Raw genomic sequence first — 12,969 nt, forward strand, 5'->3', positions numbered from 1 at the left:
GCCGAGCGGCACGTATTCCTCGCCGACCACCTCGCCGCCGAGCTGGTCGAGCAGGATCTTGCAGACGTTGTTCTCCTCCTTCGGGTAGATGTAGTTCGAGCCGATCAGGTAGAACTTCTTGCCGAAGTTCTTGACCAGCCAGGGGATGAAGTCCTTCTGCTGCTGGTTCGGCACGGCGCCCGTGTACATCACGTTCTTCGAGCACTCGCGCCCCTCGTAGAGGGTCGGGTACCAGTAGAGGTTCTGGCGCTTCTCGAAGATCGGCAGGACGGCCTTGCGCGAGGCCGAGGTGTAGGAGCCGAATACGCTGACGCACTTGTCGGCGAGGACGAGCTTGTTGGCCTTCTCCGAGAAGGTGGCGGGGTCGGAGGCCGGGTCCTCGACGACGGCCGTGATCTTCATGCCGTTGACGCCGCCGGCCGCGTTGATCTCGTCGATCGCCATCAAGGTGGCGTCGTGCATCGACTTCTCGACGACCGCGGTGGTGCCGGTCAGCGAGAACAGCACGCCGACCTTGATCTCGCCGCCCGCCGCCCAGGCGAGGCCGGCGTCCTTGATCCAGATGTGGGGGAAACCGGCCGAACCGGCCGCCCCCGCGATGGCGGTCGATTTCAGGAAGCTGCGCCGCGTTATCTTCATGCTCGTTCTCCTGGAGTGTCGACTGTCGTTCTTCGGGCGCGCGCGCTCGTCGACGAGAGGCGCGCCTCGCCGGGGCCGCGGAGGTCCGGGGACCCCCGCGGTGTCGGGAAGAAGGCCGGCGTAGCCGGGGTCGGGGTCAGGCCGCCCGGACCTCGCTGAGGAAGTCCTCGACCGCCTGGTGCAGAGCGCCGGCCTGCCGGGCGAGGTCGTTGGAGGCAAGCTCCACGCTGCTTGACGCGGCGCCGGTGGCGTTGCCGGCCTCCCGGATGTCGGCGATGCTCGCCGACACGGCCGAAGTCCCGGCGGCGGCCTGCTGGGCGCTGCGGCTGATCTCGGTCGTCGCGGCGCTCTGCTGCTCGACCGAGACGGCCATGTCGGCGGAGGACTGGTCGATGTCGCCGATCTGCTGGACGATCGAGCTCATCGACTGGACCGTCCGGTTGGACGCTGCCTTGACCGAGCCGATCTGGCCGCCGATCTGCTCGGTCATGCCGCGGGTCTGGCTGGCCAGGTTCTTCACCTCGCTGGCTACGACGGCAAAGCCCTTCCCGGCCTCGCCGGCGCGCGCCGCCTCGATGGTGGCGTTCAGCGCCAGCAGGTTGGTCTGCTCCGCCACCGTGTTGATGGCCGCGACGATCTGGTCCACCTGCTCGATCGTCTGCAGCAGCACCGAGAACTCGCGCTGGGCCTCGTCCATGCCCTCGGACGCCTTGCGCGACCGGCTCGCCGACTGCGTCAGCCGGTGCGACAATTCGTGGATGGCCGAGGACATCTCCTCCGAGGCGGCGGCGACCGTGCCGACGCTGGCGTTCGCCTGCTCCGAGGCCGCGACCACGGCGGCGGACAGGGCGTTGACCCGCTCCACCGTGGACGACAGGTTGGCAGCCGTCACCTTGAGGTTGTCGGCAGACCGGCTCACCTCCTTGACGACCGAGCCGACGCGATGCTCGAAGCGCTCGGCCAAGTCCAGGATCGCCCGGCGCCGGTCCGCCTGGGCGCGCGCCTCCATCTCCTTCGCTTCCTGCTCGATTCCGCGGGCCTTGATCAGGTTGTCCTTGAACGTCTGCGCGGCCTGGGCGATCTCGCCGATCTCGTCCTTGCGCGCAGTGCCGACGACCTCCGTCTCCAGGTCGCCGTCCGCGAGGCGGCGCAGGCAGGCGGTGATCGACCGGATCGGCTTCACCACCCCGAAGCGGGTGATCAGCCAGCCGAGCAACCCGCCGAGCAGGATCGACGCCGCGGCGGCGACGACGATGAGCGTCTCGCGCCCGGCGGCGAGCGACGAGGCGTCGTCGACGATCGCGAAGCCCTCCTGCGAGACGTGCTCCTCGAAGGCGAGGATGGCCTTCACCACCGCTTCGGCCGTGGACCGGCTGCTGGCGATGGCGGCCAGCATCGCGTACTGGGCCTGGCGGAGCTGCCCCTCCTCGCGGTAGGTCTGGGCGTCCTGCAGCGACTGCTTCAGATCGGCCTCGTAGGTTCCGAACGCGGCCGCGATCGCGGAGACCATCTCCGCCTCCTCGGCATGCGCGTGGCCGGCTTCCGCGACCACGGCTTCGATCCGCTCCCGGGCCACGGCGTTCCGGGCCTCGATCTGCTTCTTGATCTCGTCGAACTCGTCGGGATCGAGGCCGATGCGGGAGTATTCGAGGGTCAGGTCCAGGAAGCTGCGGCTCAACTCGCCGCCGGTCCGCACCGAGCGGACAACCGTACCGACCTCGGACGTCGCCGTGCTGAGGGCCTGGATGCTCGACGCCGCGATCACGGCAATGACGATGCAGCTAACGGAGAGCAGGCAGATGACCGCCTGCATCTTGGCCGACAGCGAGAAGTTCTTCATCATGACCAGTCCTCTTGTTCCGATGTCGTCCACCGGACTACTGCCGGTATGCCCATGACTTGCCGGAGCCGCTCGCCCCCGCAAATCCTTGCAAGACTCCGCCGTCGCGCCCAGCCGATTGCCAGGTCGCCAGTATCCGTCTCGACATCGAGACCATTCTGTATGCATGGGCGCCTGAGTATTGGCGCCATATCGGAGTATGTACGCGAGTCCTTATCGGCTAGTTAACGTCGAAAATAAACTTAGTTTAAGCCTGAAGGTTTTCGTAATTGCCTTACTGGGCAGGGCGGAATTCTTTCGGCTGCCGGCACTGTCCATGTCTCTGCTTCGGGTCACCGAATGTCGCCGCTCCGGTCATTGTCTTTCACCGGCCCTTTCATCCGGTGCTTCACCGGAGGATCGGCCGCGTACCAAACCCCCGCAGGCGCTGTTTGAACGTCACCTCACGCAGTGGTCAGGGAGATCCAAGATGCGCTTCATACGTTCGGGCACGGTCGCCGCCGCCCTCATCTCGCTCGCGGCCTGCTCCACGGGCCCGGAACCGGAACTCGCGCCCGTGGCGGGCACCACCGGCGCCACCGGCGCCCAGGCCGCGGCAGGCACGGGGGCGTCGGGCGTAGGGACAGCCCCCACCTCGGCCCTCACCGTGGCCGACCAGGCGTTCCTGACCCAGGCGGCCTATGGCGGCCTGGCGGAGGTCGCGCTCGGCCAGCTCGCCATGCAGCGCGCCGCCAGCCCCGACGTCCGCGCCTTCGGCCAGCGCATGGTCGAGGAGCATTCGAGGGCCAATGCCGAGCTGGTGGTGCTTGCCGAGGCCAAGGGGATGACGCCGCCGACGGCGCCCGACGAGGGCCGGCAGGCGGTGGTGGCGGCGCTGGCGGCGCTGGAGGGGGCCGAGTTCGACCGGCAGTACCTGCAGCAGCAGCTCGCCGAGCACCAGCTCGCCGTCGCCCTCTACGACGCGGAGGCGAGCGGCGGCACCGACCCCGACGTCCGCACCTTCGCGTCCCGGTGGACGCCGGCGCTGCGGGACCATGCCGGGCACATCGTCACCTTGATGGCGCCCGCAGTCGGCATGGTCCGCTGACCGGAGGCGGGGAGCCGGATCATCAGTCCGGCTCTCCGCCGTGCAGGTCCCCGGGCGGGCCCCCCGGCGGACCATACAGCGCCCGCTCCGTCTCCGCGGCGGCCCGGCGCAGGCGCTCCACCGCGTCGAGGAGGAACGCGTCGGTCATGCGCATGGCCGGCCCGAAGGTCGACAGGCCGGCGATCATGCGGTCGCCGCGCGTCGTCACCGGGACGGCCACCGCCCGGATGTCCTCCTCGCGCTCGCCGCGGTTGACGGCGTAGCCGCGCTCCCGGATCTCCTGCAGCTCGCGGGCCAGCTCCTCGCGCGAGACGAGGGTGTGGGAGGTGATCCTCCGGCGCTCGACGACGTCGAGGTAGCGCGCGAGCCGGTCCGGGGACAGCCGCGACAGCCACAGCTTGCCGTGCGCGGTGCAATAGGCCTCGAACCGGCTGCCGATCCGGATGTCCACGAAGACCGGCCGGCTGGAGACGGCCCTGGCGATGCACACGACCTGGTCGGTCTCGAACACCGTCGCCATGGTGCCTTCGTCGAGGTCGCGCGTCAGCGCGTCCAGGATCGGCTGCACGGCCTTGGCGAGGCTGGCCTCCTGCGAGGCGCGGTCGCCGAGGTCGACGAGGGCGAAGCCGAGGCGGTAGCTCCCCTTCGTGACCGCCACCAGGGCGCCGACGCTCTCGAGCGTGCGCAGGAACCGGTGCGCGGTGACCGCGTTCAGCCCCAGCTCGGCCGAGACCAGCGCGGCGTTTATCTCCGTCCGCCCGGGGGAGAACAGGTTGAGGATGCCGAAGGCCTTAACGATCGAGCCGTTGAGCTGTGTCGCCACGCCCGCTCCCAGGACTGGTGGAGGCTTCCGTTCTAGCCGAGAAGCCGAGGCAGGAACAACACGATGCCCGGGAAGACCACCAGCAGCGCGACGCGGATAATCTCCACCAGGAAGAAGGGCAGCACGCCCTTGAACGTCTCGCTCATGGGGACGTCGCGGGCGAGCGCGTTGATGACGAAGACGTTCATCCCGACCGGCGGCGTGATCAGGCCCAGCTCGACCACGATCAGGGCCAGGATGCCGAACCAGATCTTCGTCTCCTCCGGGCCGAGGCCGAAATCGAGCGCCGCGATCACCGGCCAGAAGAACGGCACGACCAGGAGGATCATCGACAGGCTGTCCATCAGGCAGCCCAGCAGGATCAGCGCCGCCAGCAGGATGACCAGGATCATCATCGGCGACAGGCCGCTGGTCGCCATCATCTCCGCCGCGGCCTGCGGGACGCCGCCGCGCGACATGAAGATCTTCAGCAGCTCCGCGCCCAGGAGGATCAGGTAGATCATCCCGGTGGTCCGGGCCGTCTCCAGCAGCGCCACGCGCAGGTCGCCGAAGCCGAGCGCCCGGCGCGCCAGCCCGTAGACGAGGACGAGGAAGACGCCGATCGCGGCGGCCGGGGTCGGGTTGAAGAAGCCGAAATAGATGCCGCCGATCACCAGCCCGAAGATGGCCAGCACGGGCAGGAGGCCCAGGGTCGCGCCGACCAGCTCGCGGCGAGGGACGCGCTCGCCCGCGGGGCCGGCGCCCGGGACCAGCCGCACGTAGACCGCGATCGTCAGCAGGAAGAACAGCACCGCCAGCAGGCCGGGGATGAAGGCGGCGGTGAACATCGTGACGATGTTCGCCTCCACGATCACCGCATAGACCACGAGCACGACCGAGGGCGGGATCAGGATGCCCAGCACGCCGCCGGCGGCGAGCGTGCCGGTCGCGAGCTGCGGCGAGTAGCGGTAGCGCCGGAGCTGGGGAAGGGCCACCTGCCCCATCGTCGAGGCCGTCGCGAGCGAGGAGCCGCACACCGAGCCGAAGCCGGCGCAGGCCGCGATCGCTGCCATCGCGACGCCGCCGCGCATCCGGCCGAGCCAGGCGTTCGCCCCGCGGAACAGGTCGTGGGACAGCCCGACGCGGGTCGCGATGTTGCCCATCAGGACGAACATCGGGACGACGCTGAGGTCGTAGTTGGAGAACTGGCCGTAGGCCAGGGTCTTGAGCTGCGACATCAGGATCGCGCTGCCGGAGAGGACGACGATCCCGACCGCGCCGACGATGATCATCGCGTAGGCGACCGGCACCCGGAGGGCGATCAGGCCGATCAGGGCCGCGAGGCCGGCAAGCCCGACGGATAGCTCGTTTTCCATGATGGACGGACCGCCGAAGGAGGATCAGTCGACGCCGGGCGCATCGGGCGGAGGGGCCGCGCGCAGGCTCTCGCCGAGGGTTATCAGGGAGGCGACGACGAGGAGGAAGAGCGAGACCAGGATCGGGACGAAGGCCTGCCAGATCGGGAACTGGTAGATCGTCGTGACCTCCTCGTACCGGCGGTAGTCCTGCATCCCCAGATACATCCGCCACGTCAGGAAGGCGGAGAAGCCGAGGGCGATCGCCGCGGCGGCGAGGCCGAGGACGCGCTTGAGCCGCGGCCCGGCGCCGGCCGTGAAGATGTCGGCCGTCACGTTCGCCCCGGTGACCTGGCAGTAGGGCAGGAACGAGAAGACCGCGACCGCCACGCCGACCTCGACGATCTCGAAGTCGCCCGGCAGCGGGCCGCCGCCCAGCACGTCGCCGGCCAGGCTCCAGGCCGTCAGCAGGACGATCGCGAGCAGGAGCAGGCCGCCGGCCAGCGCCCATCCCTCGATGACCCGCCGCGCGACCGCGGCCACGGCCGCGAGGCGGGAGGACGGGCGGCCGGCGGCCTCCATGCGGAGCCCCTCAGTTCGTGTGCCGGGCGACCGCGGCGCGCGCCGCCTCGACCAGCGCCTTGCCGTCGATGCCCTTGGCCGAGACCTCCTCGATCCAGCGCTGCACGACCGGCTCCAGCGCCTCGCGGAAGGCCGCCGTCTCCTCCTCGCTCAGCACGACATGCGTGTTGCCGGCCTTCTGGGCGATCTCGATGCCGGCGTCGTCGCTCTTGCGCCAGATCCGGCCGACCTCGGCGAGCCACTCCTCACCGGAATTGTCGAGGAAGATCCGCTGGATGTCCTCCGGCAGGCCGTTCCAGCGGTCGAGGTTCATCGAGACCTGGAACGTGGTCGTGCCGAAGCGCGCCTTGTCGTGCCCCTCGATCTGGTACTGGGTCAGGTCCTGCAGCTTGAGCGCCGGGATGATCTCCCACGGGATCAGGGCGCCGTCGACGACCTTCTTCGAGAGCGCTTGCGGCAGGTCGGGGACCGGCATGCCGGCCGGGCTCGCCCCCAGCGCCTCGATCACCCAGGCGCCGGTCCGGGTCGGGATGCGCATCTTCAGGCCGCGCATGTCGTCGGGCGAGCGCACCTCCGCGTCGACGGTGTGGATCGCCTGCCCGGCATGCACGTGGTTGAACAGCACCTTGATGCCGTCGAACTCCTCCGCCAGGTGCTCCTCGAAGAGGTCGTTGATGGCGAGGTTGGTCGCCGCGGGGTCGTTGGTGTGGATGAACGGCAGCTCGAACACCTCCGTGCGCGGGAAGAGGCCGGCCGTGTAGCCGTTGACCGTCCAGACGATGTCCACCACGCCGTCGCGGACCTGGCGGATCAGCTCCGGCGGCTTGCCGCCCAGCGACATGGCCGGGAAGATCTCGATGTCGATCCGGCCGCCGGACGCCTGCTCGATCCGCTGCGCCCACGGCTCCAGCATCTCGGTGTGGGCCGGCGCCTGCGGCCCCAGGAAGTGGTGCAGCTTGAACTTGTATTCCTGGGCCTGCGCCGTTCCGGCGGCGCCCAGCGCCAGGATCGCGCCGGCGACCGTCCCGGCGAGCAGCTTCGTCCCGTTCCGCATCGTTTCCCCTCCCCTTGCCTGGAATTCTTGGCCGGCCCGACGGATCGGACCCGTGCGGTTGTCGTCGCCCGCATGACCGATACCGTCGCGGACATCTCCGGGCAGGTCAAGATTGACAACTCCACCCGCGGCCGTCAAGATTTCTGACATCATAATTTCAAATATAGCAATGATATGACCCCACGCACCGACGATGCCGATCCCGCCGCTTCCGCCGGGGCCGAGAACCGGGCCGGGAACGGGGCCGGGGAAACCTCGGCGGCCTCCACGATCACGGCGGGCGGGGCGCTGCTCGCGCGTCTCAAGGCGGTCGGGGTCGACTACATCTTCGCCAACTCCGGCACCGACTTCCCGCCGATCATCGAGGGGCTGGCGGAGGCGGCGGCCAGGAACGTCGAGCTGCCCCAGGCGCTGGTGATGCCGCACGAATCGGCCGCCATGGGCATGGCGCACGGCTATTATCTCGCCACCGGGCGCGCCCAGGCGGTGATGGCCCACACCAATGTCGGGCTCGCCAACTGCGCGATCGGCGCGATCAACGCCGCGACCGAGCAGATCCCGGTCCTGCTGTTCTCGGGCCGGACGCCCGTGCTGGAGCAGGGACGCAAGGGTGCCCGCACGGTGCCGATCGGCTGGGGCCAGGAGATGCGCGACCAGAGCGCGCTGGTGCGCGAGGCGTGCAAATGGGACTACGAGCTGCGCTTCCCCGAGCAGGTGCCCGACGTCGTCGACCGCGCGCATGCGATCGCCAACTCGACGCCGCGCGGGCCGGTCTATGTCAGCCTGCCGCGCGAGACGCTGTGCGAGCCGTGCCCGTCGGAGGGCCTGTCGCGGCCGGCGAGCATGGCGCCGGCGCGGGCCAGGGCCGATGCCGGCGCGGTCGAGGCCGCGGCCGACCTGCTCGCCGCGGCCGAGCGGCCGGTCATCGTCGCGCAGCGGGGCTGCGGCAGCGAGGCGGCGTTCGCCGCCCTGTCGGCACTGGCGCGGGACTGGGCGATCCCCGTGCTCCAGTACTGGGCGGTGCAGCTCGCGATCCCGACCGACCACCCGATGGCGGCCGGCGCCGACCCGTCGCCGTGGATCGAGGAGGCGGACGTCATCCTGGCGATCGACTGCATCGCCCCGTGGTCGCCGGACGTCCACCGGCCGGCCGAGGGGTGCAGGATCGTCCATCTCGGCGAGGACCCGCTCTCCGGCCGCTTTCCCGTGCGCAACTTCCGTTCCGACCTGTCGCTGATGGGAGAGGTGGCGGACGGCATCCTGGCGATCGCGGCGGCGATGGGCCGGCGCCGGGAACAGGCGGGGCACCAAGCGGGCGGGCGGATCGAGCGGCGGCGGCGGACGGCCGGGCCCGCCATCGCGAAGGCGCGCGCCGCCGTTCTGGCCCGGGCCGAGGCCGGCGGCGGCCTGCCGATGACCAAGGACCATGCCAGCCTGTGCCTGTCGCGGGCGATCGGCGACCGGCGGGCGACGGTGCTGTCGGAGCTGGGTTGCCCGCTGTCGCCGCTGAGCCTGCGCGAGCCAGGGAGCTGGTACCAGGAGCCGCATTCCGGCGGCCTCGGCTGGTCGTTCCCGGCGGCGCTCGGCATGTCGCTCGCCGACCGCGGGCGGCTGGTCGTCGCGACCATGGGCGACGGGTCCTACATCTTTTCCAACCCCGCCGCGTGCCACCAGATCGCCGAGGCGCTGGCGCTGCCGGTCCTGGTCCTGGTGCTGAACAACGGCGAATGGGGGGCGGTCCGGCAGTCGGTCCTGGGCATCTATCCCGACGGCTACGCGTCGCGGACCAACACGATGCCGCTGACCTCGCTGGCGCCGACCCCGGACTTCACCAAGATCGCACAGGCCAGCCGCGCCTGGACGGCGCTGGTGTCCGACGGCGCGGAGCTTCCCGGCGTCCTCGCCGCCGCGATCGGGCACGTCGAGACCCGGCGCACGCAGGCGCTGGTCGAGATCCGGGTGCGGCCGTGACGGCTGAGCCCACGGTAAGGACAACTCCGTCCCGTGGACACGCCGACCGGGGACAGTTGCTGCAGCCGGCCCCCGCGGCCGGGCCCGTGACCTGAACATCCCGAGCGACCTTCCTCGACGGCCGAGTTCTATTGCATTACATTCCGCCTGCCCTGACGGCTCTTGCCAGGCGCGGTGATGCTTCGAATGCCGGGATCGGGGAGAATCGCCATACCCGGTGGTGGCTTGAAGCATCACACCAGGCGTTATATAAACAGGAATATCGGTTGCGAGTATTCAAGAACGCTTGGTTCCAGCGGTTCGCCCGCAAGGAAAGAATCGCCGATGGGGTGCTGTGCGAAGCCGTAGCCCGGGCTAACAAGGGCTTGATCGACGCCGACCTCGGTGGCGGTCTTATCAAGCAACGGGTCGCCCGGCCGGGCTCCGGCAAGTCGGGCGGCTACAGGACATTGGTCTTTTTCCGGGTCGAGAGGCGGGCGATCTTCGCGTTCGGGTTCGCGAAGAGCGACACGGACAATATCGGCGACGATGACGAAGCCATCCTGAAGAAGGCCGCGAAGGTGGCGCTGGGAGTACCGGAGGCCGATCTCGACCGTCTCGTTGCCGCCGGAACATTCGTCGAGGTGAGATGTGAGGACCAGGAAGGAGCCGGCCAAGACCTACCGCAGTGAAGTCGCGGCGGCCGTCCACGAGATGGTCGAGGGATTTCACAGCGCCGGACTGGCCGACAAGCAGACGATGCGGGAGTTCGACGCGGCATGCCTGTCGCCGGCACCCGCCATGACCCCCGAAGAGATCAGGGCGATCCGCGAGCGCGAGCGCGTCTCCCAGCCGGTCTTCGCGCGTTACCTGAACGTGTCCAAGAACCTCGTCTCGGACTGGGAACGCGGCGTCAAGCGACCGGGCGGACCGGCGTTGCGCCTGCTCGCGATCGTCCGCAGGAACGGCCTGCGGGCCATCGCGTGAAGATTGCGGGCGTAGAGCCGGCGGCCGGGGCGATCAGGCCTGTCCCGCGGGTGTTTCGGCAGACACCCTCTCGACGCGCGGTTGCAATCGCGCTACAGTCCGTCCGCCCCGCCGTCCCGGCACGGGCGCTACGGAGGGCCCCGGGATGCCGGAGTTGTCGACGATCCTCGTTTTCGCCGCGGCGTGCCTCGCGCTGACCGCGACGCCGGGCCCGGACATGATGCTCGTGGCGTCCCGCGGCGTCAGCCAGGGCCGGTCGGCGGGCTTCATGACCCTGGCCGGCATCCAGGCCGGAACCTATTGCCACGCCGCCGCCGCGGCCTTCGGCCTGTCGCAGCTCTTCTTGGCCGTTCCGATGGCTTACGACCTCGTCCGGTGGGCGGGGGCGGCGTACCTGCTGTTCCTCGCCTGGAAGGCGTTGCGGCCGGGCGGAACGGGTCTCGCGGTCACCGGGGACCTCGCGCGCCGCTCCCTGCGGCGGGCCTTCGGAGAAGGGCTCGCGACGAACCTGCTGAACCCGAAGATGGCCCTCTTCGTCCTGGCGCTGTTTCCGCAGTTCGTCGATCCGTCCGGCGGGCCGGTCGCGATGCAGGTCCTGGTGCTGGCGACGATCCTGAACGCCATCGGCCTGGTCGTGAACGGCGCCGTCATCGTCCTGGCGAGCCACATGCGGGCCAGGATCCTGCAGGCGGCGTGGTTCGAGCGGGCGTCGCGCCTCCTGCTCGGCACCGTGTTCGCCGGCCTCGCGCTGCGCCTCGCGCTCGACGACCGGCGATAGACGGGCCTCAGGCCGGAACCGCCTTGCCGGTCAAGCCCGGGGGTGCAGGCCGCGCAACGCGTCGTGGCGCTGCTCGATCGCGTCCCACAGGGTCTCCTCCAGGCGGACGCCGTCGAGGCGGTTGATCTCCTGGATGCCGGTCGGGCTGGTGACGTTGATCTCGGTCAGATAGTCGCCGATGACGTCGATGCCGACGAAGACCAGCCCCTTCTCGCGCAGGATCGGGCCGATCGCGGCGCAGATGTCGCGCTCGCGCGTCGTCAGGCCCGTGCGCCGGGCGCTGCCGCCGGCATGGAAGTTGGCGCGCGCCTCGCCTTCCTGGGGCAGGCGGCTGACCGCGCCCACCGGCTCGCCCTCGATCAGGATGATGCGCTTGTCGCCCTGGCGGATCTCCGGCAGGTATTTCTGCACGATCACCGGCTCGCGGTAGATCTGGGTGAACATCTCCAGCAGCGAGCCCAGGTTCTCGTCGTCGGGCTTCAGGTGGAACACGCCGGCGCCGCCGTTGCCGAACAGCGGCTTCACGATGATGTCCTTGTGCTCGGCCCGGAAGGCCAGGATCTCCTGGCGGTCGGTCGTGATCAGGGTCGGGGGCATCAGCTCCGGGAAATGGGCGACGAACAGCTTCTCCGGGGCGTTGCGGACCTCGGCGGGGTCGTTGACGATCAGCACGCGGGGCTGCAGGTGCTCCAGCAGGTGGGTCGCGGTGATGTAGGACATGTCGAAGGGCGGGTCCTGGCGCATCAGCACCACGTCCATCGTCGCGAGGTCCACGGTCTGGGTGCCGCCGAAGGCGTGGTGGTTGCCGTATTCGCGCCGGACGGTGAGCGGCCGGACCCGCGCCAGCAGCCGGTTGTGGCGGAAGATCAGGTCGCGCGGCTGGTAGTGGAAGAGCGCATGGCCGCGGCGCTGGGCCTCCAGCGCCATCACGAAGCTGCTGTCGGCGTCGATGTTGACGGATTCCATCGGGTCCATCTGGATGGCGACGGCGAGGCTCATCGCGATTCTCCTGGGTGCGGGCCTGGTGCGGGCAGTTGACGGTGGTCAGTTGAGGCGGTTGCGGAGCTGCTGGAGCAGCAGTGCGGTCTGGTGGCGGAGCTGGTCGTTCCGGCTCAGGTCCATGAAGGTCTCCAGCGCCTCGACGGCGCCGCCGAGATTGCCGAGATGGGCCTGGAGCAGCCCCGCCTCGCGCCACAGCGCCGGCTCCTGGGGGGCGAACATCAGCATGCCCTCGACCACCTCGACCGCCTTGTCGATCCGGTCGCCGCGCAGGAAGCGGAGCTTCAGGTTGTTCTGGAGGCGCAGCAATATGTCCCGGTTGGTCACGGGGCGGTAGTATTCCGGCGACAGCTCGGCCTCGGCCCCGGCCGCGACCTTCAGCAGGTCGCGCAGCTCGACGACCGAGCGGGACCGGCCCTCGTTGAAGGGGTCGAGGATCGCGCGCTCGCCGAACGCCTCCAGCCGGATCAGGAAATGGCCCGGGAAGTTGAGGCCGACCACGCTCCAGTCCTGGGCGCGCGCGCACTCGATGAACAGGATGCCGAGCGCCACCGGCAGCCCGCGCTTGCGCTCGATGACGCGCGACAGGTCGGCGTTCTGGATGTCGTCGTAGGTCAGCTGGTCGCCGTGATAGCCGTGCCGCTCCACGATCACCTCGTGCAGCGCGCCGACGCGGTCGTCCAGCCGCGGGATCGGGCCGGCGGCCTCGCCGACCTCGCGCGCCAGCTCGGCCAGGTGGCCGCGGTAGCGGTCGAACTCCATCCGGGGCCGGCTCATCGCCGCCAGCGCCAGCGCGGTGTCGGCGAGGCGGATCTCCTCGTCGGGCAGGGTGCCCGCCTCACGCAGAATGTCCATGGCTTCCTGTCGGGTGCTCACGACGTTTCCGGTCACTTCTT

At 69.8% G+C, this 12,969-nt stretch carries 13 protein-coding genes; 5 read left to right on the top strand and 8 right to left on the bottom strand.

Annotated elements, in window-relative coordinates; translation table 11 throughout:
• Both VGO20_RS28045 and VGO20_RS28050 read right to left on the bottom strand, forming a co-directional pair.
• Positions 1-639, bottom strand: a 639-nt coding sequence (locus VGO20_RS28045; protein ID WP_327505721.1) for a transporter substrate-binding protein, incomplete at its 3' end; no start/stop codon positions are given.
• 136 nt (positions 640-775) lie between these two features.
• On the bottom strand, positions 776-2,482 hold the full coding sequence (locus VGO20_RS28050) for a methyl-accepting chemotaxis protein (RefSeq protein ID WP_327505722.1): 1,707 nt from the start codon (positions 2,480-2,482) through the stop codon (positions 776-778).
• A 466-nt stretch (positions 2,483-2,948) separates the two neighbouring features.
• Between VGO20_RS28050 and VGO20_RS28055 the strand changes: the two genes are divergently transcribed.
• The gene (locus VGO20_RS28055) at positions 2,949-3,566 is read left to right on the top strand and encodes a DUF4142 domain-containing protein (RefSeq protein WP_327505723.1); all 618 of its coding nucleotides are present in this window, start codon (positions 2,949-2,951) and stop codon (positions 3,564-3,566) included.
• Between the two features lie 22 nt (positions 3,567-3,588).
• Here VGO20_RS28055 and VGO20_RS28060 read toward each other — a convergent pair whose 3' ends face one another.
• From VGO20_RS28060 to VGO20_RS28075, 4 genes are read right to left on the bottom strand one after another with little or no spacing between them, the layout of a single operon-like run.
• Complete coding sequence (locus VGO20_RS28060) at positions 3,589-4,389, bottom strand: IclR family transcriptional regulator (protein WP_327505724.1); 801 nt, start codon at positions 4,387-4,389, stop codon at positions 3,589-3,591.
• A gap of 32 nt (positions 4,390-4,421) precedes the next feature.
• Positions 4,422-5,744: a TRAP transporter large permease gene (locus VGO20_RS28065; protein ID WP_327505725.1), complete on the bottom strand. Its 1,323-nt coding sequence runs from the start codon at positions 5,742-5,744 to the stop codon at positions 4,422-4,424.
• Positions 5,745-5,768: 24 nt separating this feature from the next.
• A complete protein-coding gene (locus VGO20_RS28070) occupies positions 5,769-6,305 on the bottom strand; it encodes a TRAP transporter small permease (RefSeq protein ID WP_327505726.1) in 537 nt (178 codons plus the stop codon).
• 10 nt (positions 6,306-6,315) lie between these two features.
• On the bottom strand, positions 6,316-7,359 hold the full coding sequence (locus tag VGO20_RS28075) for a TRAP transporter substrate-binding protein (protein ID WP_327505727.1): 1,044 nt from the start codon (positions 7,357-7,359) through the stop codon (positions 6,316-6,318).
• Between the two features lie 174 nt (positions 7,360-7,533).
• Between VGO20_RS28075 and VGO20_RS28080 the strand changes: the two genes are divergently transcribed.
• The 4 genes from VGO20_RS28080 to VGO20_RS28095 all read left to right on the top strand — a co-directional run bounded on the left by VGO20_RS28080 (position 7,534) and on the right by VGO20_RS28095 (position 11,074).
• The gene (locus VGO20_RS28080; RefSeq protein ID WP_327505728.1) at positions 7,534-9,330 is read left to right on the top strand and encodes a thiamine pyrophosphate-requiring protein; all 1,797 of its coding nucleotides are present in this window, start codon (positions 7,534-7,536) and stop codon (positions 9,328-9,330) included.
• 266 nt (positions 9,331-9,596) lie between these two features.
• Positions 9,597-10,001 (top strand): type II toxin-antitoxin system RelE/ParE family toxin, encoded by a 405-nt coding sequence (locus tag VGO20_RS28085; RefSeq protein ID WP_327505729.1) that lies wholly within the window; start codon positions 9,597-9,599, stop codon positions 9,999-10,001.
• Complete coding sequence (locus VGO20_RS28090; protein ID WP_327505730.1) at positions 9,961-10,296, top strand: helix-turn-helix domain-containing protein; 336 nt, start codon at positions 9,961-9,963, stop codon at positions 10,294-10,296. Before VGO20_RS28085 ends, VGO20_RS28090 begins: the two co-directional genes overlap by 41 nt.
• A gap of 145 nt (positions 10,297-10,441) precedes the next feature.
• On the top strand, positions 10,442-11,074 hold the full coding sequence (locus VGO20_RS28095) for a LysE family translocator (RefSeq protein WP_327505731.1): 633 nt from the start codon (positions 10,442-10,444) through the stop codon (positions 11,072-11,074).
• 30 nt (positions 11,075-11,104) lie between these two features.
• Here the strand turns inward: VGO20_RS28095 and gshB are convergent, their stop codons facing one another.
• Complete coding sequence (gene gshB, locus VGO20_RS28100) at positions 11,105-12,073, bottom strand: glutathione synthase (protein WP_327505732.1); 969 nt, start codon at positions 12,071-12,073, stop codon at positions 11,105-11,107.
• A gap of 45 nt (positions 12,074-12,118) precedes the next feature.
• Positions 12,119-12,928, bottom strand: coding sequence for a SirB1 family protein (locus VGO20_RS28105; RefSeq protein ID WP_327505733.1), 810 nt, complete (start codon positions 12,926-12,928; stop codon positions 12,119-12,121).
• Positions 12,929-12,969 lie beyond the last annotated feature (41 nt).

This window comes from Arenibaculum sp. (assembly GCF_035998295.1).
In the GTDB taxonomy this organism is placed as follows: Bacteria; Pseudomonadota; Alphaproteobacteria; order Azospirillales; family Azospirillaceae; genus DASYHS01.